Below are 26,434 nucleotides of genomic sequence, written 5' to 3' on the forward strand. Positions count from 1 at the left end.
CCCGCGCCCACTGACAACGCCCGCAGTGACCCATTGGCACCCAGGACAGGAACGGCTTAGGGCCTGCGGCGACTTCAGTTACGGGACAACCCTTAAGTAGCACGTCAGAGGGCCAATCGCATGATCGCGATTGGCCCTCTGACGTGCTCGGGGGGCCAAACAGGGGGCCAAACGAATTTGGGTGTGGCTCTTCTTCAGGAAGCGCTGAGCTTGAACCCCACGCTGCAGCTACTTGATCACCTGCTTTCCGCTGAGAATCTTGGTGACGTAGCTGTTGGCCTCCGACTGTGCCAGCCGTACGGAGAACTGGTAGCCGCTCTTCTGAATCCGACCGGTGACGGTGTCCGTGATCGTGTACCGGTACTTGAGGGCGCGGGTGGTGCCGAAGCCAGCTGTGTCAATGTTCTCCGCGACGAGCACCTGAAAGCGCTCACGGGTGACCGGTGCGTCGGGTAGCTCAATGTCCAGACCCTCGCCCAGCCTGCGGGCTGCTGCGAGCCTCTCCCGGAAGGGGAGCTTCTTGAGCTGCTGACGCTGCTCCTTCTTCGCCTGCCGGGACTCCTTTGACATGGCAGACCTCCTGCCGCTCCGTGCAGTACCAGCCTACGACGCCACGGACGCCCCGCAGGCGCCTGCCCGGCACGGGTGCGGGCGCACACGGAGGTCATGGGAGCAGAGATGTGCCTCCTGACGAATCGCCGTCACTGTGTCCCTCCAGAAGAGCCGCACCCAACGATTTTGATCAGGCCACCGCGTCGCCCTCTCCGTCGTCCTCCGTGTCCTTGCCTTCCTGGTCTTCGGCGAAGATGACATCCATCGCTTCGGCACCCTGGGTGATCACAGGTCGGAGCTGCTTGCGGTAGACCGCCTCTGTGGTCGCCTGACTGCTGTGACCGACCAACAGTGCGATCCGCTCCAGAGGGATGCCATGGTCGGAGAGGAGTGACACGAAGCTGTGCCGGAGCTCCCGCGGCGTCCACTCAGGCTTCAGTCCCGCCTTCTTCACGATGGCTTTGAAGTCTCGCCGGACGTTGGCCGCGTCGAGCGGCTCGCCGCTCCGGGTGGTGAAGACGCGGCCGGTCGGGCTCCACTCCATCCCTCGCGATGCCCGCTCCTGCTTCTGCCATCGCATGTGCTCTTCGAGTACGTCGACCACCTGCTTTGGCAGAGCGATGGTCCGGCGGCTTCTTCTGGTCTTCGTCTCGCCGTGCTTGCGGACCGAGCGCCACACTGCGACGTGGGGCGGGATTCCGCCCTTCGTCTCCAGGAAGACGTGATCCCAGGTGAGGGGCCGTGCCTCTTCCGTGCGAACACCACTGAGCAGCGAGAGCACGAGGTAGGCGTATAGCCGCGACGGGCGTGCGGCGGTGAGCACGGCTTTCGCCTGCTCCAGGTTGAGCGCCTTGCTCGGACGGCCGGGGCGACCTTCCGGTGCAGTGACGAGTAGGGCGACGTTCCGCGCGGCCTTGTCTCGGCGCTGAGCGTGGGCGATGGAGCGGCGCAGGATGGCGAGCAGGTCGCGCAGACTTCGCGTCGCGAGAAATTCGGCCCTATCGTCCAACCAGTCGTCGACATCATCCGCGCTGAGTTCCTTCAGCTTTGCCTTGCCGACGAACGGGATCAGGTGCTTGTTCGCCATCGAGCGGTTCTTGCCTACGGTCTGGTCGTCACGTCCCTTCAGGCCGCGCTCCAAGAAGTCGTTCACCGCGTCGGCCACGGTGTAGTTGGCCGGCGCCTTGACGCCGGTCTGCACCTCTTTCTTCAAGTCACGGATCTTCTGGCGCACCTCGGTCTTCGTCTTGCCGTACACCTTCGGTCGACGGCGCTTGCCGTTCGGGCCGTGTCCCAGGGAGACGGCCCCCACGAAACTCTTCTTGGCCGGGTCCCAATAGATGGTGTCCGCACCATGGCCAGCCCTTTGGGCGCGCTTCGGGGTGTCGGTCATGCTCTGTCATGCCTCCATAGGACAGGGCCGCGCCCTGAAGGGCGCGGCCCTGTGGAACTTGGGTGATGGAAGTTCAGGCGGTGGCTTCTGCCTCGCGCTTGAGGAGTTCGACGTACCGCTCGATGTACTCCGGCGGCACGAGTCGGCGACGGCCGATGCGGACGGTCTGGAGTCGTCCGAGGCGTATCTCCTCGTAGACCATCGAACGTCCGATCCTGAGAGCCTTGGCCGCCTCTTCGGGGCGGTAGAGAAGCTGTTCGGCAGGTTCAGCAACGGCGGTCATACGGCGGTGCCTCCTCGGCAGGTCCCGGCGGCGGTGGCCCCCCTTCCTGTCAGGTCCGCTACTTCCGCTACCTCCGCTACCTGCCTGGTCAGGGGCATGATCGAGGTAGCAGATAGGCGCTGCGGTAGCGGATAAGTCCGCTACCGGCCCCCGGTTGGTGTCCGTGGGCCGGTAGCGGATAGGGCGGTGAGGTAGCGGATAGATTCCGGCTATCCGCTACCTTTTTCAGGCGTCTGACCTGCGCGGTAGCGGAGGTAGCGGAAGTAGCGGACTCTCAGGGGTAGGGGGGCAGTACCGCGCCCACGCATCGTGGAGATCCGCCGCGTAATAGCCCTTCATCACGCTGGTGCCGGTCTTGATGTTCCGGGCCGCGATGGGCTTGTTGTCCGCGGTCATGTACTCCCGCAGCATCCGCGACAACCCGCGCGCGTCCAGCGGCTTGCCGCTCATGTCCGCCCACGGTGCCTCATCGAGGCTGTGCAGCCGGTCCAGGACGGCGACGGTAGGCAGGCGGTCGATGCCGTTGAACACGTAGTCCCGCAGGTCAGTGAGCAGCCGGATACCGATGCTGCCCTTGTCCCCGACCTTGGCCGCGTTGACCAGCTCGACACACGCGGCACGAGCCCGGGTCGGCCACTCGCCCCCTGCCGCATCCGCAATCGCGATGAGCGGTTCCCACACATCTGCCGGCCGATCCGTCACCTCCGGCGGCAGGGCAGGAAACACCCCGTCCACCAGGTGACTGACGCTCTGGGCCCAGTTCGCGAGCCGGTCGCGCAGCTCGTTGCCTTCCTTCTCGTGGATGCGTTGCCGGTAGGGCTCGACGTGTTCGTTCCTGGCGCGGCGGCGCATGCGGATGATGACGGATCGGGTCAGGATCGTGTCGGGCAGCGAGCCGAGTCCGGCCATGGCCACGGCGCAGTAGGAGGGGAATTCCTGCACCTGCTGATTGGCTCCGTCGCCGACGCACCGCCACATGCCCACCCCGCGGCGGTGCCCGGCGTTCAGGAATCCTCGCAAGGGTTCGTTGTCTCCTGCCTTGGGGCCAAAGACGGTGTCAATTTCGTCGAACAGGACCGTCGGGCGCGTCTCCAGCGTGGACACGGCGCGGAAGAGCACCGAGGCGGACGCGTTCGCCGCAACGAGCGGCTTGGGCACGAGGGTTTCCACGATTTCCAGAGCCCGGCTCTTCCCACTGCCCGGCTCGGGGGAGAGGAACGCGATGCGCGGGGTGGCGTCGAAGCAGTCCAGCAGGTGCGCGTGCGCGTCCCACAACGTCACCGCGACGTACGCGGCATCGAGGGGGAACACGTTGAAGCGCCGGTGAAAGGCTTCGACCTGGTCCAGCAGCGCGGCCCCGTCGGTCGATGCCGCCGGTTCCTGCAGCGGGGTGTCGCTCATGCCGCCTCCCTCTCTTCGGTGGTGCTGCGGAGCGGGCAGTTCTCGCGGTGCATGTCGTGCTCGTGGACGAGGTCGCGTACGTTGTCGCGGCCAACGGCGCTGCGGTCCCGGCCACACGCGCACTTGGACGTGGCGGTCGGCGTCCCACCGCGGGGTGCGACGACGTGCAGCCACGCCACGAAGTACCGGCCGTCTACCGGCTGCGGCTCAGGGCGAACAGCAGTGGGGACGCCTTCGGCGACGCCTTTCGGCTCGCCCACCCCCGCCGGAACCGCGGCCAGTTGCGCGACGCGCGGGCCGGTCGCGGCTGAGACGAGGCTCTTTGGGCGTGGAGGATGCGGGGTGCTCATGCCGTCCTCCGCTGCGGGTTGTGGGCAATGGACCAGTTCAGCCCGTCACGCACGGTCGCCCGGCAGCGGCGGGAGGACAGTCCGGCCGCCTCCCCCGCTCCCCAAAGAGCCTCCTCGACCACATCGCGCGGGAGGTCGCCCCACGCGATGAACCGCCCCAGGGCTCGCGCCCCGGCCAGCAATGTGGCGTTGCGCTCGCCCTGCGGGGCGTCCCGCACGGTCGCCGTTTCGGCGCGCAAGGCCGCTGCGGCGTAGCGTGCGGCCCGGGACGACGACGGGACAGCCATCAGTCCCCGCGAGGCCTGACGGGGCGTCAGAAGGGCGTGCAGCCAATCCGGCAGCGGTATGGGCGGGGTGGGGTCGACAGGGGTGTAGGGGCCGGTCGGGGTGATGCTGCCCGCCGCGACGACGTAGCCGCCCCATCCGCGGGTGTCGATGAGCCTGCCGAGCCTGCCCGCCGAATTGGCGAGCCGCACCCCGGGCGGGACGGTGAAGTACAGATGCGCTCCACCACTCGCAGTCCGCACCGTGTGCGTGGTCGGCATGACCTGCCCGGCGCGCTCGCAGAGCGCCTTGAAGGTCGTCACGCCGGAAGGCGTGTCCGCACTGCCCTTGCTCGTGTTCTTGGTCTTGGGCACGTCGAGGTCGACGACCAGCAGCCCGGAAGGGCCGGTGGCGATACCAACGTTGAAGGGCAGCGAGGCCCACGCGCGGCGGATGCGGTCGGGGTCGATGGTGGCGCGCTCTTCCCACTTGCGGTGACCGCCCGCGCAGTCCCCGATGCCGGGGCAGACAGTTTCCCCGTGCAGGGCGGGGCGCTTGTCGAGGGGGCGGAGGGGGAAGACGTGCCAGCCGCGTTCAGCGGCGTTCAGGGCCGCAGTGAGCGGCGCTGACGGCGGTACATGCGTCATGCTGGATGTCTCCAGTTCTCTACGGATGGGCTGGGTTGCCGGGGTGACCGCGCTTCTTTGGCGAGATGGAGCGGTCACCCCGGGCGTAGCTAGGAGTGCTGGTCGGTGGAGAGTTCGGGCAGGCCCGCGGACTCCAGGGCCTTGGGGTCGAAGCCGGGCAGTGCCGCGCGGGTGACGAGCGCGGTGGCGAGGGCTTCGGCGTATGCGGCACCGGAGCGGGCCACCTCGATCTGTGCTCCAGCGCGCAGGGCCTCGACGCGTTCGACATGGGCGTGTTCCTCGCGCCGTTCGCTGGTGTGCCGCTGGTGGGCGATGGTGTCGCGGCGGTCGGTGCGCCAGTAGCGGGCCGCGAGCCCGTACGCGACGGCGGTCGCGAGCGCCCACAGCAGCAGCGGCAGTGACCAGCCGTCTGCGTATCCGGCGACCCCTGCGAGGGCGAGGCCACCGGATGCGGCGAACGCGGTTCCAGCAATCACGCTGTCACCGCGGCGACCGGCCGAGGCGAATCCGCCGGCCGCCGCGGCCCCGGTCGCGAGGACGACCATCAACGCGGCGTTGCCGAGACTGTGTTCTGCCCCGTTGGCGTTCCAGATCCGGCCGAGGATGAGCACCGTGGACGTCGCGAGCGCGGGTGCTGCCTTCGGCGCGAGGATCGCGAGCCAGTGGCGGGCGACGATCGGTTCATTCATGGCGGGGCTCCTCTACCGGTCCGGGAGCGCAGTGATGACCGCGCCCATGAGGTCGTTGACGCTGGTGCGCGCTTCGGTGTCGGCGAGGTAGAAGCCGAAGAGCACGGCGACGATCGCGGCTCCGGCACCGAGGGACTTGAACTTGAGCAGCACCGCGAGGGCGATGCCGAAGATGAAGACGAGCGAGACGGTGATGACCATGAGGTCTCCAGTCGGTTAGCGGGTGCCGTCGCGGTGGATGCGCGCGGCGCGGTTGTAGATCCAGCGGCCGATGCGTATGCGGATGCCGTGGCCGTTGCAGCGGCGGCAGTCCTTGCCGCGCTTCATGCGGCCCTTGCGGTCGTGCTTGATCGCGTGGCCCATGCCGGAGCACTTGCGGCACGGGCCGAACGGGCTGAGCCAGCACCGGACGCCGTAACTGAACGTGAGCAGCAGTAGGCATGCGGCAGCGAGGGCTTGGAGAGTCATCAGAGGGCTCCAGGGCGGGTTTTGAGGGTTTTCGCAGGTGGGCCGCTATCTGCTAGCGGCCTGATCAGGGGCGGTTTGGGTCGCTAGCAGGGTTGCTACCGGTAGCAGCGTCTGCCGCTACCGGTAGCAGCCTGTGAGACCTATCCGGCGTCCCGCTTCTTGTTGCGCTCCGTAATCGCGGTGGCGAGGTCGTCGCGCTTGATGCCGCGCTTGTTGACCTGCCGTCCGTCGATGCGGCGGCTGATCTGGTCGGTGGCGATGCCGAACGGCTTGAGCGCGGAGCCGAGCGCTTCCGCCTTGGGCTTGGGCTCCAGGGCGGCCCACGGCCCGTACGCCTCGGGGCGCAGGTCGGCGAGGCGGTCGACGATGGTCTCGGACCACACCTTGGCCTCGCCCTTGCCGAGCACCGCGGCCACGTCGTCCAGGATCGTCGCGGACGTCTCAGGCGCGGGTGCCTCGCCCACGGCGTCGCCGGACAGGGTGCCTTCGGCCTCGCGCAGCGCTGCGGCGCGGGTCAGGATGCGTTCGGCGTCCTGGCCGTTGGCGAGGTAGGTGCGGACGATGCCGGAGTCGTCGGACATGCCCTTGAGCAGGCCAACTCCCTTGTGGGACTTCAGCAGCTTGGACGCATCCAACCCCTCGCTGTACGAGCCTGCACCCAGGATCGTGTCCGAGACCTGGTACGCACCCACCCGCAGCGCGAACCGCGCCTGATGCTGGTCACGCAGCTCCGAGGGGCACGCCTTGTCGTCCGGCTTCTGCGTCGACGTCATCACCGAGACGCCGACCGCCGGAGCGACCCGGGCGAGGTAGACGAGCAGGGACAGGATTTCCTTGCCGTGCTCGGGGTGGGTCAAGTACTCCTGCACCTCATCCACCACGAACAGCGTGAGGGGCATGTTCAGCTTCTTGTCCCGGCTGATCTCCGGGGTGAGCTTGCCTTCCGGGCAGATGTGCAGCGGCAGTTCCGACAGCCGGTGGTAGCGGTCCTCCACGTCCGCCTTCAACTCACGCAGCGAGGTCAGCAGGTGCACCACCGGGTCCAACCCGTTCTTCGGGACGATGCCGAAGCCGATGCGGTGCGCGACCTTGGCGAACTTGCGCCAGTCCGGCGACGCCTTCCCGTCGAACACGTACAACCGCACGTACGGGTCCAGCGCCGCAGCCAGCGCGATGGTGCGCGCACTGAACGTCTTGCCCTGCCGCGGGACCGCGCCGACCAGCAGAGACAGCCACAGCATCGTGGCCATCATCGGGTTGCCCCGCTCATCCACGCCCCACGGGAACGGCTTCCAGAAGTCCACCCGAGTCGCCCCCAACAGCGGGGACTTGCCGGACGGAACCGCGAGCGGGTCACGGTCGGCGATCCAGTACGACACCCGCCGGCCACTCGTCTCGTCCTTGTCGAGGAACAGCTGAGTAGGCGCGATGTCCATACCGGACGCGAGCCGCGCGTGCGCCTTGAGCGCGTCCTCGAAGGTCTTGCCGTACGGCAGGTCGACGACCACGCGCCAGCCGTCCCCGTCCCGGCCGATCGGCCTCGGGAACGCGATCGACTGATCCTTGCTGGTCAGTCCGGCTGCCTCGTGGGCGCGGATGACGATATCCGAGGACAGCTTGCGCTTGCGGAAGGTCACCTTGGCCATATCGATCAGCGGCCGGTCGGCCGGAGCACCGACCACACCCAGCGTGGTGGTCAGCGTCGCGATGGACAGCAGGAGCAGCCACGACGGGGCCATCACCCACAGGGTCAGGACTGCCGCTAGGCCGATGAATCCGGCGAGAGCGGCGACGATGCCGCGCAGCCGCACGCGGTCGTTGCGCTGCCGCGACAGCTTCAGGTACTCGCCCGCATCCTCCGCAGCCACAGCCGCCAGCCGCAGCCCCTTTCCCTCAGCGTCGAACACCCACCGTCCGACGGAGGTCGACCAGCGCCACGCACCGCGCGGCGAGTAGGCCAGCACCTTCGGGGTGTAGATGCACGGCAGGCGAACCGCGTGATAGCCGACCACGGTCGAGTAGTGCCGTATCGCCCACTTGCGCACGGCCCGGCGCTGGTCGGGCAGCTTCACCCAGTCCGGCAAGACCGCGAGCCGTGCCTTGTCCTTGGCCTCCATCCACTCAGCCACGGACGGCGGGTAGACCTCGCGCGGCGGGTCGACCGGCGCACCTTCGCTGAGCCCTTCGGCTTCAGGGTCGTCGGCGTCGGGGAGTTCGGCCTCCCACTCACCCGGCTTCACCGCACCCGGCATTGACGAGTCGGCCGACCGGCCACGGTCGGAGTCGGGTGCACGGGGGCCAACCGAGTCGGCCGACCCGATACGGGCGGATCGGGCCTTGCCCAAGTCGACTACCTCCGCACCCGAGTCGGGTGCCATGTCGGCTTCGAGTCGGTTGAAGAGTTCGTTCTCGTCGTCGTGATTCACTGAACGTCCCTCCCTGGGACACGGGGTTGGAAGGGACCCGGACGGCGCTTTCGACGGCCGACCGTCCGGGCCCCGGTGAACAAAGCCGTACGGGTCACGCGGTGGGGCGGGGCAGTGCGCGGCAGGTCTCCGAGTGCGCCTGCGCCCAGCCCTTGAGCTCGCGCACCACGCACGCCGGGTTGTCGTACGTCTCGCCGCAGCCGCCGCAGACGGCCGCATGACGGCCCGGGTAGTTCGCACTCGGCTGCGGGATCACATCGACGGTGGCCCCGACGATGGTCAGGAACCGGAACAGCACGTTGGCGGGCCAAGCGATCTTGCCGATCACAACGAATCTCCTTGCGTCAGATGAGGTGTTCAGGCGACGCGCTGTTCAGGAAAGGCACAGGTCACGCACATGCCGAGCGAGGGCGGAATGCAGTACCCCGCGTCCAACTGGCAGACCGGGCAGGTGCGGCGGGCGAGCATCGCCAGCGCGAGCGCACCCCACTTCCGCGACGTCATCGGCCGAACCGGCTTCGCGCGGTCGATGCGATACAGGTAGGCGACCAGGACCCCGGACTTGCGGCCCCGGCAGCGGCGCATGACCTGCGCGGCAATCGGCTGCCCACCGGGCCGTAGGCCACGGGCCCGGAGCTGACGCCGGGTAGCGTGCCCGACCGGCGCGTACTGCCACGGGTACGTCGGGATGCCGTACGTGGTGCCGGTCGGATCGAAGCACTTGCCGAACGTCGGCGACATCAGGCCGCCACCGCCTCAGCGGCTACGTCAATCTGACGAGAATCGGTAACGGCGTTCCCCGCGGCCCGCTCGGTCTTGAGCGTGTCGCGGATCATCCGCGCGTTTGCCGCAGACACCCGCACCGTGGTGCGGATCCGGTCCGCCGTCAGCTCCGCATCCGACCAACCCGCGGTGAGCTCACGCGCCACCGTCAGCATCTCGGCCGGAGTACGCGTGGCCTTGCCCTTCGCCTTGGCTTGACGGGGCCGCCGCGGCTTCGGCTTCGGGTCGCCCGCCGGGTCCGGCTCCGGCTCCGGCTCCGGATCGGCCGGCACACCCGCGGGGGCCATTTCTCCGAGCTTGAGCAGGACCCGTGTGCGCTGCGGGGTGTGCTTGCGCCACCGCCGCCCGTACTGCTCGCGCAGCTCGGCACGCGCCAACTGCCGTTCCTTCTCCCGCTCCAACGCCACCGCGTAGGAGGTGATCTCCCACAGCGTCATCCGACGCCAGAGAGCGAAAGTGGAGGGGAAGGCCAGCAGCCAGCGGCCGAACCGGATCTTGTCCATCCGGCGGCCGGTCACGGCACCGATGCGGACGGCGTAGATGTGGGCTCCGATCTCGGAGAACACCACCCACAGCAGTGGCATCGTGCCGTGGGCCACCTTCGCCCACATCCCGTGCCCGGCCGCGACGTTCAGCCCGCACGTGATCAGCGTCAGCACCCAGGGAACGAACCGCACCCAGGCCAGCGCCATATCCATGCGGATCAACAGCAGGTTGGCGACGGTGAATACCGGGATCGCCACATCGATGCCGACCGGCAGCATCCACGGAGCGGAGAAACCCCATTCCAGAGCGGCGGCCGAAACGGCATCGAACGAGGCCACCAGGCCCAGCGCGCCGACTCCGGCGGCGGAAACCGCGCCCAGACCGGCCAGACCCTGTTCCGGGCGACTCAGCGGCGGCACCGTGGGGCGCGCCGTCTCGGATGCGGTGGTCATGCCGCCACCGCCCTGCGGCGCGGCCGACGAGGACCGGCGGACCGCGGCAGCGTGATCACGTTGAACAGTTCCGGGGCGAACGCCTCGATCGCTTCCGCAGCAACCCGGCTGACGTCGTCGGGGAGCTCCGGGTAGTCGGTGAGGATGTCCCGCGCAGCATCAAGACGAGCCGCGCGCTCTTGCTCGGTTTCGCCCTCTACACCCAGCCACAGATCCAGCGGGGTACCGAGCGCGAGCTCAACGAACTCTGTGGCGGTAACAGCCACATGACCAGCAACGATGTTCTTCATGGGTCGTACTCCTCTCAAGGCGGAACGGCCCGAACAGCGGCCCCGGTGTTCGAGCACCGGGGCCGCCCGCCGTTGAAGCAGGGAAGAACTCCCAACGCTCCCCACCACCCCCGAACCGACTGGCTCAGGGATGCCTGGGCAGCACAGGGCTGCGTACTTGCACTGCGCGCGGACCAGAGCCGCGCCGACCGCCTTTCTGAGGAGGCGGTGACCTCGCTGTTGAGTTGTCAAGGAACAGACGCTTCCTTCAGACCCGTTTCACGGGGCCATCCGGGCGCTTTACACAGGTCAAGCGGCTACCGCCCGAGGATCCGGACGCCCGCTCATTAACTAGCTTGCACTAGTCTGCTGTGGCGCACAACCCTCATGGGGTGATGCGCTCTAGTTCGCTGTGGTGGGTAGGCTCAGAGCATGACTGTCACAGGAGGACCCAAGCCGAAAGCGGTGCAGGTCGCGGACGCCCTTCGCGAGGACATCAAGAAGATGAAGCCGGGGGAGAAGCTCCCGTCACAGCGCGAGTTGATCGACCGGTTCGGATTTGCGAGCCAGACCATCCAAAACGGCTTGGCCGCACTCCGAGCCGACGGGCTGATCGTGTCGGCCGGGAACCTCGGTAACTTCGTCAGTGACGGGTCTGCTCCCACCAGCGACATGCACGACGACATCAAGGAAATTCGCTCCCAGATTCAGGCGTTGGCTGAACGGGTCGCAGCGCTCGAAGAACGTTCCGTCCCGGGTGGTGCGTGATCTGCAACCAGCATGCAAGGAACGGGAGTTGTGACGTAAGTGACAGCCAGGGGACGGCGAGGCAGAGGTAGGGACATGTCCAGTGACACCCCCGTGTCCCCTTCCCTGTCCCCCTGGCCCGCGGGTGAGACTCGGAGTAGGCACTCGGAGGAGGGCACATGAGCGACGACAGGGCCGCATGGGCGCGGCGCATCGCTGCTGAACGAGCGGCTCGTGACTGGTCGCAGCGTGACGCTGTAAGGGCACTGCGGGCGCACGCTCCCACGGAGCTGCCCGCGGAAGACAGCATGATTCGCCAGTGGAAGCGCTGGGAGTCAGGCCAGATGCCGAACGACTTCTACCAACCGATCATCGCGGCCCTCTTCGGCACCGTGACGCACGCGCTCTTCCCCGCGCCCTCGCGGCGAGACGGGGACCACGAGATCTTGGCAGCATCCGGCATGGAGACGCTGGAGATCGTGAGTCGTCTCAACCGGTCTGACGTCGACAACGCCACGCTCGATGCTCTGCGGATCACAGCAGACCGGCTCAGCTCGGAGTATCCGTTCATGCCGAGCGAACAGCTTCTCATCGAGGGGCGCCAGTGGCTCCGTCGTGTCGTTGACCTCCACAAGAAGAGCCTCACGCTCGCGCAGCACCGGGAAGTGCTCACGCTGTCCGGTTGGCTCGCGCTACTGGTCGGCTGTGTCGAGTACGACACGGGCGACCGCCACGCGGCCGAGTCCACACGACAGGCCGCGCTCTCGCTCGCGATCGAGGCTGACCACGCGGAGGTCGCTGGGTGGGCGCACGAAATGCGGGCATGGTTCGCTCTCACGACCGGCGACTACCGCGGCGTCATCGCAGCAGCGCAGGCCGGAGCCGAGACGGCGGCGCACCACGGCGTGGCCGTGCAGCTCGCCGCCCAGGAAGCCAAGGCATGGGCGCGGCTCGGAGACCGCCGGCAAGTCGAGGTCGCCTTGGACAAGGGGCGGCGAATGCTCGAAGGGATGCCGCACCCCGAGAACCTGGACAACCACTTCGTGGTGGACCCCTCCAAGTTCGACTTCTACGCGATGGACTGCTACCGCCTGGTCGGTGAGGACAAGCTCGCACGCACGCTCGCGGAAGAGGTGCTGAGGGTAGGAACAGACTTCGACGGCACCGACCGCTCGCCGATGCGTAACGCTGAAGCTCGCGTCACGCTGGGCGTCACGGCGGCACGTGAGGGCGACTTGGAGCAGGCACTCATCATGGGGGAGCGAGCCCTCGAAGGGGACCGTAAGTCGGTGCCTTCGCTGATCATGACCAGCCGTGAGCTTGCTGCCGAGATGCGCCGCCGATACAGCTCCGAGCCGGGGGCGCAGGACTACCTCGCGCGGCTTCACTCGCTCGCCGAACAGAAGCCCGGGTTTATGCCTCGCTGACTTCTCTCGGAAAAGCGACCTGGGTTCACATGGACCCAGGTCGTATCACGCCATTTGAGCGTACGTCGATCAGGCAGCCGTCGGCGTTTGAAAGTCGAGCCGCGCTCTCGAATTGCGCAACATTACGAACGTATTCGCGTAGGTAACCGCCAGCGCCTCGCAGGCGTCAGGAATAAGAATACGCCTCTTAGAGTCCGGACGGGGTTGTTCGTGGGTGACGAGCGTGTGATTGTGCGCTATCGCATATGCCACCAGGAAGAAATCGGCCGTGTTGTTCAAAAATTCCGTGACTGCAGCAGTCGTATAGCTGCGAGAATTCGCCCAGCGCGTTAGCGACGGAAAGTGTGTGGTAGTGACTTCGTCAATGGGACGAAAGAAGTCAGGATGACCGCTTGCCCAGTCTGCTAGCTCGTCGCCACCGTGAATCAACTCATCCCGTACGGGCTCAATGCTGCATGCCACGAAGTTGGTGTGGGCGTAATCGAGCCACGCCCAGAATCCAGGCGCTATATCGAAGGCATAGTAGCGATTCTTCGCCTCGATTAGCACGTTGGAGTCGACCAGATACATTAGGCGGCCCCGATTTTCTCAACGAGATTCTCAAACGTCTGATGCTTTTTCGTGCCCAGAAGATGATAAGCATCCCTGAAGGGCGTCCCTCCTTCAAAGGTGTCTGCGATCACTGCGCGTGCGAACCGTCGGCCTAGACGTAGGGGCTGTGTGTTGTAGAAGCTACCGCCAGACTCGCCATCCCGCCCTGCCATAGCAGAGATAACACGTTGGCGTTCAGAAGCGTACCGCGCCTGATAGTCATCCCAGTTGAGGAACCCGGCATCATAGAGCCGTTTCAAAATCACTAGGGTACTTACGCGGTATCGACGCGCAAGACGCTCCAACTCGGCAACTGTAACCTCGCCGCCGTACTCACCGCGAATTTCGACCAATGGAACAAGCACTTCCGCTGCCACACGATTGCACCATAGCTCCGCCTCATTGTCGCTCTTCTTTGCCATTGCAGCATCAGAGAGTGCACTTTCACCGAGCCAGATATGGCAAAGCTCATGAACCATGGTGAATATTTGGGCAGCTTTAGTGTCCGCACCGTTTACAAAAATCAACGGGGCAATAGGATCAGACAAGGCAAACCCGCGAAACTCCTCCGGCTTCAGCTTACGGTGAGTGTCAGCCCCCACTACCCCATTGACCATAACGAGAACACCAATACTCTCGATGCGGTCGATGAGCTGGCGCAACGCTTCCTTCCAAGATGCAAAAGCCGTCCGCTCGGAAACACCGAAGCGCAACTCTTCCCTGATCTCGTCGGCTACTTCCCGGGCGTTACTAGAGGTGTTCACAGAGCCGACGAATTCGAGGTCTGGGTAGCCGTGGGTGTTCGCGTAATCGCGGTACCAGTCCTGCCGAGACTGGCAAGAATAGATGGTGTCAAGTAGGTCGACGGAGGGGCGAACAATCGCGCGATTGCCCAGCGTTCGCATGTCGGGGATCGGTACAGGCTCCTCCGGCGGCTCAGGGAGGAACAACAGTCCGAGCGGTGCGTGAGTGGCGTGAGCGAAACGCTCCAACTGCTTCAGCGTGGGGCGAGTTCTCCCAGCAAGCCACTCCTCAAGCTTCGGGACACGTTGGGCGGCAGCCTCCTCCGACCATCCGGCCCGCTCAACCGCCCACTCCAACAGAGCCGGTTCTACCCGGACACGGACAGACATGCCACTCACCTCCCCCTCGACCTTAGGTTAGGGACCAAAGTGACGCTTGCGAACTCTACGTTCTGTCACGGATCGGACACTGCCGTAGGTGTGTCTCTGCCCAATTGCGTTGCGGAGCATGCTTGGGCCGTCTGTACACCAAGCTCATGCGGCAGCAGCGGAGCACACATACGGGCGAGCGGACACAACCAGAGGCCACGGGACCAGGCACAATCCGTCCACGAGACGTCGTCGGAGGCGTCCGGGCAGGGGGCCAAACGGGGGGCCAAACGAGACAGCCGCGCCAGTACCGTCCTGGACAGCTATGGACGGTTGCGGAGTGGCACGTGCAGCTCAGCGCCTTGTGGACAAGGTCCCAAAGGGTCTGATCGCGTTCGGGACGAAGAGGTCGTGGGTTCAAATCCCGCCACCCCGACAGCTGAAACACCAGGTCAGGGGCATGATCCACTCAGTGGATCATGCCCCTGAGTGGTTTCTTGGGCCTCTTGGGAGAAATCTGGGAGAAGATCTTGGAATTCCGCCCCCCAGACGGCATCTACTGACGCGCCTTCAGCCGCTCCTGTTGAAGGACGTTCAGGCCTGCCGCAGGCGACGTGGGGGCAACCGGGCATCGAGCGCCGCCTCCCATCCTGCAGTGAGCGCCGCAATCAGCTCCGCCCGCATCTCCCGCGTGATGTGCGAGTAGCTCGCCTGCACCGATCTCTCGACATCATGCGTGCTGACAACGGTCCCCAGCGCTCGCAGCGCAGTAGAACTTTCTCTACTCCCATCAAGGCCCGCGCACAGCGCGAGCGCGCGCCGCCTCTGCGGCGCGGCCTGCCTCGTGTCTGCGCCCCGGCTGGCCGCGCCAGGCGGCGCGCTACGTGCAGCGGGCAGAAGCGAGGACGTCACCCGCGGCCAAGACATGCCTCCGGCGGGGGCGCTCAGGCTCCGGGATGGCGGGGGCGCCGTTCGCGAGTGCCTGGCCCGTTGGTGGCGTGTGCGGGGAGCTCCCATCCCGTCTGCCATCGACCCAGGCAGAGCCGAGCAGGCGCGGCCCCTGGCGTCCAGGTCGTTCGTGCAGTGGCGCGCTCCACCTGGACGCCAGGAACCACGCCCGCTCCACGGTGTGTGGGTCGACGGCAGACGGGATGGGAGCTGGGCTGAGTGGTGGGTGAGGGAAGTACGTTCCCGACTGCGCTTCTCCGCGGGTGGGGGCTTTGTTCACACGGTGTGGGGGAGAGGGTGGATCTCGTCGGTCAGGTGACCTGTGCGTTCGTGAATGCGTTTGACCGCTTCGGCCGAGGGAGCCTCGGAGAGGCAGTAGACCGTGCCGGCCTCCGGGTCCGCCCAGGCCCTCTCGAAGTGGACGCCTTCTTCCCCTTCGATGGCCCGGTTATCCTGGATGGCCTCCCTCAGTTGGTCGGCCGTGATGTCCTTCATCCCGTGGTGGACGTCCATGAACTGGGGCATGGCGTCGCACCTCCTTCCGACTTCTGCGTCCCGGCGTTGCGAATGGCCAACCCGCTTGCCAGCCATCATCTCCATCCTGTGCCCGTACGACCGTGACGGCGACCGCACGGGCTGGCACGCATCAGGCCCGCAGTGGCGGGCTGCCTCCGCTGTTTGACGTCGGCTGTGAGCTTCACGGCCGGGCCGTCTCTGGGCCGTCCGAGGCCCCACAAGGTCGACCAACGACGACCGCCAGTGACAGTCGAGCTACAGCCTCCAACAGTGAAACACCAGGTCAGCGGCCCCCGACCATACGGGTTTCCTCCCAGGGGTAGCCGTCGGGCAAGATGGGGTGTTTCTCGCCGTGCGGAGGTAGGCACTGCTGCAGCACGTGTGCCAGATGCATGCCAGATCGAGCGGTAAACCACGGTAACTCGGAGCCTCTGACAGCGCGGAAGCCTGCCAGCAGACTCCGCACCGCCGTGCGCAGGGCGACCAGCGAGAACGCGTCGGTGAGCGGCGCCAGGCTTACAAAGCAGCGCTCCCCAAGATGGCGCCCCACCGGTGGTGTAGGCCGTGAAGATCCACGCAGGGGCTGGTGGTGGCGAGCACCGTAGGCGACATAACCGATCGACACCCTGAGCGTGATGGCGTTGGCTGGGCGGCATGCCAGAACTGCGTACTGATCGTCTCCTGCTCCGCCGGTGGCGGGAGTCCGACCTCGATCCGTGGGCGGCGATGAACGCCGATCCCGAAGTTCGGGAACACCTGGGGGAACTGCTGACACGGGAGCAGAGTGATGCCGCAGTGGCACTCATGCAGGCCGAGTTCGACGAGCGAGGTTTTGGGTGGTGGGCGCTCGAAGCACGGGAGACCGGTGAGTTCATCGGCCGCGCTGGCTTGGACGAAGTGGGCGAGGACATGCCGTACGCGGGGGTGGACGTCGGGTGGCGGTTGAAGCGTTCGGCGTGGGGTCACGGCTACGCCACCGAGGCCGCCCTGGCCTGCCTGGCCTTTGGTTTCGAGGCCCTCGGGCTGCCGGAGGTCGTTGCGTCGACGACCATCAACAACCATCGTTCCCAGGCGGTGATGCGCCGGATCGGCATGACCCGGGACCCGGCTGACGACTTCGAGGATCCGAGCGTTCCCGAAGGGCCGCTTCGCCAGTGTGTGCTGTACCGGACCCCCAGCAGAGATGCTCACGGGCTACACCAGGTGGCGGGACACGACCCTCAAGGTCACAGACGAGCAGTACCGGGTGCCGTATGACGGCAGCGCCGACGGCAACGAGGACGGACGACGGCAGCACTCGCAGCACGCCACGGCGTTGGCGCAGGCCGGGCAGGGCCCGCAACAAGGGTGTGCCCGCATCTTCTAAGCGCTTGGTCGCGTCCCTTGTCGTCCAAGTGGGTGAGTGTCTAACTGCGTGACAACGCCGACGCACAACGGCGGACGAACGCGGACGCCTGCGGACCATCGCAGCAGCCGAGATGCACCGCGCCCCAAGACTGAGGGCTCACCCAAGTTGGTTCGGGACGAAGAGGTCGTGGGTTCAAATCCCGCCACCCCGACAGAGAAGTACCAGGTCAGGGCCGGTCCTCCGCTGAGGAGACTGGCCCTGACCTGTTCCTTGGGGGCTCTCTGGAGAAATCCTGGAGAAGATCTTGGGATTCGTCTCCAGGACAGGGCGAACGGAGCCCTACTGGCGGGCCTTCAGCAGCGCGTCCAGAGCGGCCACCGGCGAACCGGGACTCATCGCCCGGCGCGCGTCCAACGCTTCCCCCCACATCTCGGTCAGCGCAGCCATCAGGGCCCGCCGCATCCCGGGCGTAATGTGGTCGTAGCGGGACTGCACCGAGCCGTCCTCGTGGCCCATGCGTTCGTCCATGAGCTTTGGTGGGGTGCCCACTTCTCTCATGAGCGTCTTGTGGGTGTGGCGCAGCCCGTGCGGTGTCAGCCCTGGCGCGATCGGCACCCAGCACGCCTCAGCACGTTTGGAGGCTCCGCGCCCGCGTGCCGGAATCCCCGGCCACGGCTCCGCGACCACGGGCACCGGGTGCTCCTCCTGACTGCCGCGCTTGGGGTACACCCCCGTGGCCGCCGGCTGGACAGCCAGGTGCCGAATCCGGAGCGCCGCCAGTGCGCGGCCGGCTCCCCCGATGCTGCGTTACGTACGTAACCAAGTTCGGCGACGGCTTCCAGCACCTTCAACCGGGTCAGCCCTGCTACCGCTTCCGGGCGGTTGAGAACGTTGGACACGGTGCCAGTCGAAACGCCGGCACGACGAGCCACGTCGACCAGCTTCGCTCCCGGACGGCTCGCAGCACCATTGGCGGTGCCGTGACCACTGAAGACGTAGGTCAACCCGTGGCACCCGCAAGGCTTCAGTTTCGTCCGGGCGATGTGGCGGGACAGGAGCGCGGTAAGGAAGTCGGGGGCGTCGATGTCGCGATAGGAGTCGTCCTTCGGCGGGCAGCGGTGCAGTTCGCCCGTGTCCAACTCGTAGAGCTGCCACTCCACGCGGATGCTCTTCGGCCGGACGAACTCGGGCTCAAGGCCGACGAGCTCGCCCCACCGCGTGCCCGTGAAGCCCTTGAGGATGACGCCAACAAACTCGTCGTCGCGGCCGGACAGCAGCGCGGTCCGCTCGGCGAGCAGCAGAATGCCGGATGCCGTCGTGACCACCTTCTCCGGCCCACGGTTGCGTGAGCGGCCGGCACGCTTCCCTCGTCCGCGCCTCTTGGTTGCCGGGTTGGAATCGCGCAGCCCCTCGTCAACGGCATCCGCCAGGATCAAGTGCAGCGTCGCCCGCCATGTCTCTCTCGCTTCTCCCAAGCGGCAATGTCGGTGTTCAGGATGTCGGCGATGGCGAAGTCTTCGAACGCGGGGATGACCTCCGGTCATGGTCGGTCGCACCACAACCGCACCGGAATCACGCGGAGAACAGCGGGAAATCATGGTGAAATGGTGGCTAACCCAGCGAAAGGGCCCGCAGTGATCTACGGCTGAACGGCGGGATCAATCGCTCTCACCACGTGACCATCCGTGGTCCCGCCCGCGCATTTCCAGACCGCGGTCTCATGGAAGTAACCCACATGCAGACCGCGGTCGTGCTCGCCGCAGACGGGCCAGGTCACGCGATGGTGGCTCATGACGAATTCCTGCACTCCTTCCGCCACAGCACCCAGAACCTCTGCCGAATCGGGTGTGGACACCTCCGCCGACTTGATATGGACCACGCCGACCGGTCCCAGGTCCGGGTCGCGCACGTAGTCGATGTAGCAGAAGTCGTCGCCGGTGGCCGCTTTCCCGGTGTCCTGCTCCGCCGACCTGGTGACCGTCTCGAAGGCCGATCTCGCCATGGAGAAGGTTCGCGCGGTCCAGGATTCACAGAACTCCGATTCCGGAATTTCTCCACGCTCGCCGTACAGCTCGGCCATCCACGTCAGTACCTCCTCGGGGAGCTGCTCCCCGTGCCGCCAGACCGCTCGCAGCATCCGGTCCTGCCAGTCCGAGAAATTCGACATCATCGCTGCCTTCCGATGGCAATGAAAGCCGGGGGAGAAGTGGCTGCCCACTTCTCCCCCGGCGGTGATCAACCCGAAGGGTCTCAGGTGAAGAGGCCGTAGACGTTCAGGGTCGGGTTCCTGACGCAGATGTTCATGACGGTGAACTTCCCGCTGAATTCAACGTTGTCCGTCCAGTCGAACCAGAAGGTCATGCCCATGGCCCTGTACTTCCCCCGGTCCGACTCCGGTCTTCCTCTCCCGTTCGGGACACCCCAGGAGCCGTGGAAGACGTAGGTGCCCGGCTCCAGGTGGCCGTAGCTCTGATTCTTCTTGGCGTTGTACAGCGGAAGGACGATGGTGTACACGAACTTCAGAGCGCCGTACTTCTTCCAGATGCTCTTCAGCTTCACGTACCAGGTCAAGCTGCACTTGGACTTCCCGGTGCAGTTCCTGCTGATGCCGATGGTGTAGTTCTTCGTCTTCTTCGTCTGAGTGCGGTAGTTCAGCTCACCGCTGGTGTCCGACTGACCGATCGGGTCGGCGGGGTAGATGTAGGCGCTGGTGTTGCCGCCATAGACCGGGTCGCTCTGGAGGAAGCGGCCGGTGGTCGGATCGTAGACGCGGACGCCCATGAGGGTGTATCCGGCCAGGCCGTCGGTGGCTTTCTGGTAGGCGCCCAGGGACCCGTACTTCGCCGCGGCGGCCGTGGCGTCCAGCGGGTTGCCGTACTCGTCGTAGCGCTGGACCGTGGCGGCGGAGGTCGCCAGGTCCAGCCGGACGGAGATGTCACCATGCAGGTTGGCCAGTTGGAGGACCGCGCCGCCGGTGGCACCGGTGGTGGCGGCCAGGCCGCCGGAGAGGTCGGGGACATTCCGGCTGACAGTGGAGGCGGAACCCGCGGTGGTGACCGTCCAGGACGGAGTGTCGCAGCCACAGTTGTAGTGGTTCACCGTGGTGCTCGTGGTCGACCAGGTCGCGCCGCTGTCGCTGGTGGTCGCGGTGGCCGAGGACGCCAGGCGGCCGGAACCGTCCAGGCCCCAGGTGGTACGGGTGGAGCCCACGGTCTCACTGGCCACCAGGTCGTTGGTGTAGTAGGCCAGGGTCTTGCCCGCCACCTGGGTGGTGCGCCCGAAGGCGTCGTAGGTGTAGCCCCCGGCGATGAGGCGACCCGCGGTGTCGTGCGCGTACGCCGTGCTGGAGGTGGTGGGGGTGGAGCCCGCGGCCGTGACCGTGGTGGTCAGCGAGGTGCGGTTGTCATCCGTGTCGAAGGCGTAGGCGCGCGAGGTCGTCGTCGTGCCGTCGTCGTCGGTGGCCAGGGCCAGGCGCCCGGAGGCGTCGTAGCCGTAGGCGGTGGACAGGGTTCCGCCATCGGTCTGGGTGTGACCGGTCTGCTTGCCGTGGATGGTGTAGGTCGCGGAGTCGGAGAGCACGGTGGTGCCTGAGGAGTCCGCGTAGGTCACCGACGTCTGGTTGCCCGTCGTGTCGTAGGTCGTGGCCAGGGTGTAGCCACCGGGGAGGGTCTCACCGGTGAGAGCGCCGTCGGCGTCGTGGGCACCGGCCGTGAACGTCCCGGCGACCGAGTCGGTGATGGACCGGGCCTGGCCGGTGGTGGCGTCGTAGGTGTAGGTGGTGGTGGACGGCACCGAGTCGGACGCCGTCACCGGGCGGTCGAGGATGTCGTAGGTGAAGGAGCTGGTGCTGCCCGACCCGTCGCTGTAGGTGAGTGTCCGGCCCAGGGCGTCGTAGGTCGAGGTGGACGTCCTGCCGTTGGCGGTGGTGCTGGCGACCTGGCCGGTGGCCCCGTCGTAGGTGATGGTGGTGGCCGGAGTGCCTGTTCCGGTGCCGCCGGTGACGGTCGTGCCGGTCGGACGGCCCGCCGCGTCGGGCGCGGTGGTGGTCGTACGGGTCACGCCGTTGGCGGTCTCGGCCTTGGTGACGACCTGGCCCCACCGACCGTAGGTGTAGACGGTGGTGACGGCCTCGGCGGGGTTGGTCCCGCCACCCGAGATGGCCGCGGCCGGGGCGGTCCTGCAGAGCAGGCCGTCCCACTCGGTCGAGGCGCAGGCGCCGGTGGCGTGCGCGTCGTAGTAGGTGTACACCAGCGTGCCCGCGTCCGAGCCGGACGATTTCGGGGTGCGGGTGGTGGCCACACGGCCCGCGCTGTCGTAGCTGGTCACCTGGCCCGCGGACTCGCCGCCGCCGGTGGTGGCCAGTTCGGAGCCCGTGGACCAGTCGTAGGTGGTGGTCGTGGTCTTGGTCTCCGCGTCGGTGGCGTAGCCGGCTATGGCCGCGCCCGTGGTGGAGGAGGTGACCAGGTCGGAGACCGCCGCGTTTGCCGGGGCTCCCTCGTCGTAGGCGTAGGAGGTGTGGGCACGGGCCGGGATCATCGTGCCGGCGGCCAGGGTGGACTCGGGGGTGGTGCCGGTGAGTTCCGCGGCCAGGGTGATCTGGTGCAGCGGACCGTACTCGTCCGTCACACGGGTGCCGTCGGCGGAGTACTCCAGCACGGTGACCAGCTGCTGGGCGCGCTCGGCGGGGGACAGATCGGTCAGGCCCAGGGCGGCCAGTTCTGTCGCCGCGTTGGCGGAGGTGCCCAGGGCGAGTTCCCGGTTGCCGGCGGTCAGGTCGGAGGACTCGTTGCCGAGCAGGTCGTACTCGGTGGTGGTGATCGCACCACCCGGGCTCACGGTGTTGGTCTCCGCTCCGTTCGCGTTGATGTAGCTGATCGTGGCCCGGGCATAGGCGCCAGCTGTCAGGTCGCCACCGGTGCTGGAGGCCGGAACGCTGTCGGCGGGGAAGAACGCGGTGGCGTCGGTGGGCGCCTCGTCCTGTCCCCAGGTGGCGACCGTCGCGGTGTCCATCTGGTACGGGGCGGCGGTGCCGGAGACCGGGACGTCGTAGACGACGGTGGTGGCCGCCGTGCCGGACGTGGTGCTCGCGGAGCCCGCGGCGAGCGCGGCACGCGAAACCTTGAGGAGCATGCCGGCCCCCGAGGTCAGGGCCGAGCCGGCCGTGCCGTAGGTGAAGGTCCAGGGCAGCTCGCCCGGCTTGGTGTACGTGGCTACGCGGCCGTCGGTGCCGTAGGTGTACTCCGTCTTCAGCGAGGGGCTGATGCGCGGGTCCCACACCTGGCGCAGCTGGCCGGAGGCGTTGTAGGCGTACGAGGCGAGCGTCTCGGAGGTCGAGGCGGAGGCACCGGGGGTGGTGGCCCACAGCTTGACGGCCGAGACCTGGTTCAGATAGTCGCCCAGTGTGCTGGAAGTGGCCGTGGTGGCCGGAGCGTAGACGTACTCCAGTACCCGGCAGCCCTTCGTGGACGGCGTCGTCTGGCAGGTCGTCGCAGTCGCCGCGCTCGTCGGCGAGACCACGTACCTCGGACGGGCCAGCTTCTTGCCGCCCACGTCCACCGTCGTCGAGAAGACCGTGACCGTCGAGTCGTCGACCGCCGAGGCCGACGAGAACACCGTCCACGTCGTCGAGGCCGGGTCCGCCTTCGCGAACACGACCGTGTTGGCGTCGCTGTCGGTCAGTGTGAACATGTTCGTGGTGGTCGAGTAGGTCAGCGTCAGAGACTCGGCACCGATCTCCGGCTGCCAGCCGCCGCTGCTCGTCTCGGTGAACGCGATCGCGCTGCCGTCACCGGCCAGTACCTCGACAGAGGAGCCGGAGGTCTCGCGGATCTGCGTGTAGTCGCTCGACTCGGCGGAGACGGCCGACGTCCAGCCGGGGCCGAAGATCTGCGCCTGGCCCTCGGTGTCGGTGCTGTTGGTACGCGAGGAGAACGTACGGTCCACGCTCGCGGCGAACGCGGAGGCGTCGGTGGCCGACAGGGTGAAGTCACCGGTGAGTTCGTTGACCTGGCCCGGGCCGATCTGATTGGTGAGGGCGGTGCCCGCGTCCCGGTCGAGGGTGACCTCGGCGGTCTGCGAGTAGCCGGTGGTGGTGCCGTCGGTGAACGCGGCCCGCAGCTGGATCACGCCGTCCTCGGCGAGGGTGGAGACGGTGTTCCACACCAGCTTGGTCGCGGTGCCGCCGCTGACGGCGACGGGCCAGGCGGAGACGGCGGAGCCGGAGGCGGTCACGGCACCGACGGGCACGGTGTGCCAGATGTCGGTCTCGCCGCGCCGGTACTGCCAGGTCACGCCGGTGTAGGTGGTGAGGCCCTTGGCCGCCAGGGTGACCCGGCGGGCGGTGGTGTCGCCGTCCTGCGGGGAGAGGATCGCCGCGCCGTCGGCGCCGACGCCGAAGCTGTAGGCGGTGCTGGCGGTCGAGAGGTTGCCGCCGGAGTCGATGGTGCGCGCGTACAGCGTGTGCCAGCCGCCCGCCGGGTTGATGCTGATGGTCTGCGCGTCGCCGCCGGTGCCGTTGGTGGTGTCCAGCTTCGTGTTCAGCAGGGACGCGTCGTCCAGGCCCCACTGGTAGCCGGCACCGTCCGTGGAGGAGGTGTCGAGGGTGCAGTTCACGGCGGCGGAGGCCTTGGCGGTCCAGCCGTTCTGGGTGTACGTGTCACAGGTGACGGTCGGTGCGACCGGCTTGGCCGTGTTCAGCACGAACGTCGTGTAGCCCGACCACGACCCGAAGTCCGTAACGTCGTACGCCCGCGCCCGGTAGCGAAGATGGCTGCCGGAGGGGAAGGCGGAGGCGGAGGGGATGGCCAGGGTCGAGGTGGAGCCGGAGGCCACGGTCTTGCCGTACGCCGTGAGGGAGTACGTGGTGTCCGCGTACGCCGGGTCGGCGGTGATCTCGTACTGCGCCTGGACGTTGGCCCCGTCCGGGTCGGTCACCTTCGACGACAGGGTCGGGGTGAGCGAGGTGACGTAGCGCTTGCCGTTGTAGGCGTTGACCTGCGAGGGCGCGATCGCCGTCGAACTGGGCACCGCCGGGTAGGAGTTGTACGTCACGGTCAGGTGCGGCTCGGTGGAGCCGTCGCCGGAGACGTAGTTGGCGGAGCGGTAGCGGCGCCAGGTGGTGGAGTCGGTCTCCGAGGCACCCGCGATACGGACACCGTAGTTGGTGGAGCCGCCGGCCCAGGCCTGCACGATGGCGTCGATGTCGAAGTTGACGGTGCCGGCCGGGCAGGAGTCGTTGTAGCCCTTGGCCGCCGTGCTGGTGACCGCGCCGGTCGTGGTGGTGGCGGGCTGGTCGCCCCAGGTGATGTCCGAGGTGGTCCAGGCCCCGGTGATCCGCCGCACCTGCGTGCCCGCGCCGGTGGTGGCACAGGTCGAGGAGTAGTACGAGTACAGGGCGAGGTTGGTGTCGGTGATGTGCTTGCCCGTGAACGCCGACACGTCGAACTTCAGGTAGGCGCGGGCCTTGGTGGTCCCCGCGTCGTACGTACCCGACTTCAGCTCCTCCGAGGAGACCTGGGAGTCGGGGTAGTTGGTGGCGACCCAGGTGTCCGCGGAGGCTGCGAGCGTGCTGGTGGGGTCGACGGTGACCGGGTAGGTCAGCTTGTTGTCGGTGAAGTAGCTCGCGTCCGGGGTGAGGACCAGGGTCTGCGACCCGTCCTCGGCCGTCTCCACCTTCGTGGCGACGGGGGCCTGGTGCTTCGACTCGCCGGACTTATGGTCCTTGGAGGAGTCCCACATCATCGGCGCGGGCGCCTCGGCGACCAGCTTCCCTGCGCCGTCCTTCAGTAGCAGGTGACCGGATTCGGCCACCGACAGCTCAAGTCCCTTGAGCCGCATGGGTATCCGGTACTCCAGCGGACCCTCGGGCGCCTTGTCCAGGACAACGTTCTGGCTGAACCCCTGCGACAGCGCGGTGACCGTCAGGGTCTCGCCGTCACCGAGATCGTAGGAGGCGGTGTCGTCCTTCACCGAAGGCGTCGGAAGCTTCGACTCCCAGCCCATCCCGAACGACTTCGCGCCCTTGGTGACCGAGGCGAGCGCGGTGTCCCCGCCATCGGAGACCGCGATGTCGGCGGCGGCCACCTCCGGCTCCAGCGCACTGCCCTCGTCGGCCAGAGCGGTGTCGATGTTGTGCCAGACGCCGTCGACCTTCTGCCGGATCGGCGCCGCGTACGTGGATGTCTGCAACTGCCCGTTGGGCAGCGCGTACGTCGTCGAGCTGGCGGAACGTTTCGCCAACACCTCGATCCTGCGGCCCTGCAACCGGGCCATCAGCAACGCGGCGGCCGTCGAATCGGCCGAAGACGCCGCCGACTTGGCGGACTTGCCCGCGGCCGTCGCCCGCGTGGTGGCGGAGTCCGCGGCGGCGAAGGCCTGCCCGCTCCCCAGCGACACCAACGCCGCCTCGGCAACCAGTACGGCGGCGACGGCGAGCGCGGTGCGTCTTGGCGATATGCCCGCGACTCGCGCCCTTCCCCGTTGTCTGAATCTCAACACGACTCCTGTTATCACGCCATGACGCCTGATACGCCATGGGCTGCGTGATCTTAAATGTAGGGAAGCGGTGAAGAAAACCAACGATGCGGTCACTCCGGGCGGAGCCCTCGAAATCGTTACGTCATCTTGCCTGTCAGTCGCTTGACCTGCACAGGTATGGGTTACATAAGCGCCGGGACGGCGGCGGACTTCGCGCGATGGTCGCGCTGCCCACGTGCGCATGTGGGGCGATTTCCGGCAAAGGGCCGACGGTCTTCGGTGTCGGACTTGACCGCGAGCTGCCGGGTGCGTCGGTATGGAAAAGTGATGTGGAGTTGGTGCTCTTGTCCTGATGCGGACGACGGCTCCCGCCACTCGCGCCCGCGCGGAAGGCCATGCTGATCTCGGTTCCGTGATGGAACAGGGGCGGTCCTCCTTTTGCTAACCCGAGAGGACACGGAGCGGCCATTCGCCCAGGCCAGCACCCAAACAGCCCGCGAATGACCGCAGCTTTCCAAACCTATAGCCCCATCCGTCGTCACAGACCAGCTGTCGCTGCTCGCTCTGGTAGACAACACAGCGCAATATCGTGGCTGATGCCGGTGGGGGTGCAGCGAGGCATACGCGTGTGTGGTCGGCTGGCGCACCCGCCGTCGTGGCTGACTGTCGTCTGCTGAGGTTCAGAAGGGGCGCATCCGGGGTGCCAGCCGTCAGCCGAGTGCGGCTGGGCCGTCCCTGGGCCGTCCAACGTTGCTCGACAGTGGTCAATGGCGACCAACAACAACCACGAAGCGCATGAGCTCACCG

The 26,434-nt window shown here is 67.1% G+C and carries 22 protein-coding genes and 1 pseudogene; 3 read left to right on the plus strand and 20 right to left on the minus strand.

Annotated features, from left to right (window positions below; all coding sequences use genetic code 11):
• Positions 1 to 228: 228 nt before the first annotated feature.
• The 14 genes from ABZS64_RS31630 to ABZS64_RS31695 form a co-directional block, all read right to left on the minus strand.
• The gene (locus ABZS64_RS31630; protein ID WP_355837151.1) at positions 229 to 570 is read right to left on the minus strand and encodes a hypothetical protein; all 342 of its coding nucleotides are present in this window, start codon (positions 568 to 570) and stop codon (positions 229 to 231) included.
• Between the two features lie 172 nt (positions 571 to 742).
• Positions 743 to 1,945, minus strand: coding sequence for a site-specific integrase (locus ABZS64_RS31635; protein WP_355837153.1), 1,203 nt, complete (start codon positions 1,943 to 1,945; stop codon positions 743 to 745).
• A gap of 73 nt (positions 1,946 to 2,018) precedes the next feature.
• A complete protein-coding gene (locus tag ABZS64_RS31640; protein ID WP_355837155.1) occupies positions 2,019 to 2,228 on the minus strand; it encodes a helix-turn-helix domain-containing protein in 210 nt (69 codons plus the stop codon).
• A gap of 225 nt (positions 2,229 to 2,453) precedes the next feature.
• The gene (locus tag ABZS64_RS31645; protein ID WP_355837157.1) at positions 2,454 to 3,629 is read right to left on the minus strand and encodes a DUF3631 domain-containing protein; all 1,176 of its coding nucleotides are present in this window, start codon (positions 3,627 to 3,629) and stop codon (positions 2,454 to 2,456) included.
• Positions 3,626 to 3,979: a hypothetical protein gene (locus tag ABZS64_RS31650; protein ID WP_355837158.1), complete on the minus strand. Its 354-nt coding sequence runs from the start codon at positions 3,977 to 3,979 to the stop codon at positions 3,626 to 3,628. The genes ABZS64_RS31645 and ABZS64_RS31650 overlap by 4 nt, the downstream gene beginning before the upstream one ends.
• A complete protein-coding gene (locus ABZS64_RS31655; RefSeq protein WP_355837160.1) occupies positions 3,976 to 4,890 on the minus strand; it encodes a bifunctional DNA primase/polymerase in 915 nt (304 codons plus the stop codon). Before ABZS64_RS31655 ends, ABZS64_RS31650 begins: the two co-directional genes overlap by 4 nt.
• A gap of 89 nt (positions 4,891 to 4,979) precedes the next feature.
• Positions 4,980 to 5,579 carry a hypothetical protein gene (locus tag ABZS64_RS31660; RefSeq protein ID WP_355837161.1) on the minus strand — a complete coding sequence of 200 codons (600 nt, stop codon included), beginning with the start codon at positions 5,577 to 5,579 and terminating at the stop codon, positions 4,980 to 4,982.
• A 12-nt stretch (positions 5,580 to 5,591) separates the two neighbouring features.
• Positions 5,592 to 5,780, minus strand: a complete 189-nt coding sequence (locus tag ABZS64_RS31665) for a hypothetical protein (protein ID WP_355837163.1) — start codon at positions 5,778 to 5,780, stop codon at positions 5,592 to 5,594.
• Between the two features lie 15 nt (positions 5,781 to 5,795).
• Positions 5,796 to 6,047 (minus strand): hypothetical protein, encoded by a 252-nt coding sequence (locus ABZS64_RS31670; protein ID WP_355837165.1) that lies wholly within the window; start codon positions 6,045 to 6,047, stop codon positions 5,796 to 5,798.
• 140 nt (positions 6,048 to 6,187) lie between these two features.
• The gene (locus tag ABZS64_RS31675) at positions 6,188 to 8,473 is read right to left on the minus strand and encodes a cell division protein FtsK (RefSeq protein ID WP_355837167.1); all 2,286 of its coding nucleotides are present in this window, start codon (positions 8,471 to 8,473) and stop codon (positions 6,188 to 6,190) included.
• Positions 8,474 to 8,567: 94 nt separating this feature from the next.
• Positions 8,568 to 8,801, minus strand: a complete 234-nt coding sequence (locus ABZS64_RS31680) for a hypothetical protein (RefSeq protein ID WP_355837169.1) — start codon at positions 8,799 to 8,801, stop codon at positions 8,568 to 8,570.
• Between the two features lie 29 nt (positions 8,802 to 8,830).
• The gene (locus tag ABZS64_RS31685; RefSeq protein WP_355837170.1) at positions 8,831 to 9,214 is read right to left on the minus strand and encodes an RRQRL motif-containing zinc-binding protein; all 384 of its coding nucleotides are present in this window, start codon (positions 9,212 to 9,214) and stop codon (positions 8,831 to 8,833) included.
• Entirely contained in the window at positions 9,214 to 10,194 is a 981-nt protein-coding gene (locus ABZS64_RS31690) for a DUF2637 domain-containing protein (protein ID WP_355837172.1), read from the minus strand. Before ABZS64_RS31690 ends, ABZS64_RS31685 begins: the two co-directional genes overlap by 1 nt.
• Entirely contained in the window at positions 10,191 to 10,484 is a 294-nt protein-coding gene (locus tag ABZS64_RS31695; protein ID WP_355837174.1) for a hypothetical protein, read from the minus strand. The genes ABZS64_RS31690 and ABZS64_RS31695 overlap by 4 nt, the downstream gene beginning before the upstream one ends.
• Positions 10,485 to 10,895: 411 nt before the next feature.
• Here ABZS64_RS31695 and ABZS64_RS31700 point away from each other — a divergent pair, with 411 nt between their 5' ends.
• On the plus strand, positions 10,896 to 11,231 hold the full coding sequence (locus ABZS64_RS31700; RefSeq protein WP_355837176.1) for a winged helix-turn-helix domain-containing protein: 336 nt from the start codon (positions 10,896 to 10,898) through the stop codon (positions 11,229 to 11,231).
• Positions 11,232 to 11,389: 158 nt separating this feature from the next.
• Positions 11,390 to 12,637, plus strand: a complete 1,248-nt coding sequence (locus ABZS64_RS31705; RefSeq protein ID WP_355837178.1) for a tetratricopeptide repeat protein — start codon at positions 11,390 to 11,392, stop codon at positions 12,635 to 12,637.
• 69 nt (positions 12,638 to 12,706) lie between these two features.
• On the opposite strand, the gene ABZS64_RS31710 is transcribed toward ABZS64_RS31705, so the two are convergent.
• The 3 genes from ABZS64_RS31710 to ABZS64_RS31720 all read right to left on the minus strand — a co-directional run bounded on the left by ABZS64_RS31710 (position 12,707) and on the right by ABZS64_RS31720 (position 15,813).
• On the minus strand, positions 12,707 to 13,207 hold the full coding sequence (locus ABZS64_RS31710; RefSeq protein WP_355837180.1) for a DUF4411 family protein: 501 nt from the start codon (positions 13,205 to 13,207) through the stop codon (positions 12,707 to 12,709).
• Positions 13,207 to 14,361, minus strand: a complete 1,155-nt coding sequence (locus tag ABZS64_RS31715) for an ImmA/IrrE family metallo-endopeptidase (RefSeq protein WP_355837182.1) — start codon at positions 14,359 to 14,361, stop codon at positions 13,207 to 13,209. The genes ABZS64_RS31710 and ABZS64_RS31715 overlap by 1 nt, the downstream gene beginning before the upstream one ends.
• A gap of 1,203 nt (positions 14,362 to 15,564) precedes the next feature.
• Entirely contained in the window at positions 15,565 to 15,813 is a 249-nt protein-coding gene (locus ABZS64_RS31720) for an SCO4226 family nickel-binding protein (RefSeq protein ID WP_355837184.1), read from the minus strand.
• Between the two features lie 645 nt (positions 15,814 to 16,458).
• Here ABZS64_RS31720 and ABZS64_RS31725 point away from each other — a divergent pair.
• On the plus strand, positions 16,459 to 17,061 hold the full coding sequence (locus ABZS64_RS31725) for a GNAT family N-acetyltransferase (protein WP_355837186.1): 603 nt from the start codon (positions 16,459 to 16,461) through the stop codon (positions 17,059 to 17,061).
• Positions 17,062 to 17,491: 430 nt separating this feature from the next.
• On the opposite strand, the pseudogene ABZS64_RS31730 reads toward ABZS64_RS31725, so the two are convergent.
• The 3 genes and pseudogenes from ABZS64_RS31730 to ABZS64_RS31740 all read right to left on the minus strand — a co-directional run bounded on the left by ABZS64_RS31730 (position 17,492) and on the right by ABZS64_RS31740 (position 25,645).
• A pseudogene (locus ABZS64_RS31730) lies at positions 17,492 to 18,683 on the minus strand (LacI family DNA-binding transcriptional regulator).
• 108 nt (positions 18,684 to 18,791) lie between these two features.
• Positions 18,792 to 19,391 (minus strand): hypothetical protein, encoded by a 600-nt coding sequence (locus ABZS64_RS31735; RefSeq protein WP_355837188.1) that lies wholly within the window; start codon positions 19,389 to 19,391, stop codon positions 18,792 to 18,794.
• A gap of 11 nt (positions 19,392 to 19,402) precedes the next feature.
• Complete coding sequence (locus tag ABZS64_RS31740) at positions 19,403 to 25,645, minus strand: DNRLRE domain-containing protein (RefSeq protein ID WP_355837190.1); 6,243 nt, start codon at positions 25,643 to 25,645, stop codon at positions 19,403 to 19,405.
• Positions 25,646 to 26,434 lie beyond the last annotated feature (789 nt).

This window comes from Streptomyces sp. NPDC005408 (assembly GCF_040606445.1).
Lineage (GTDB): Bacteria > Actinomycetota > Actinomycetes > Streptomycetales > Streptomycetaceae > Streptomyces.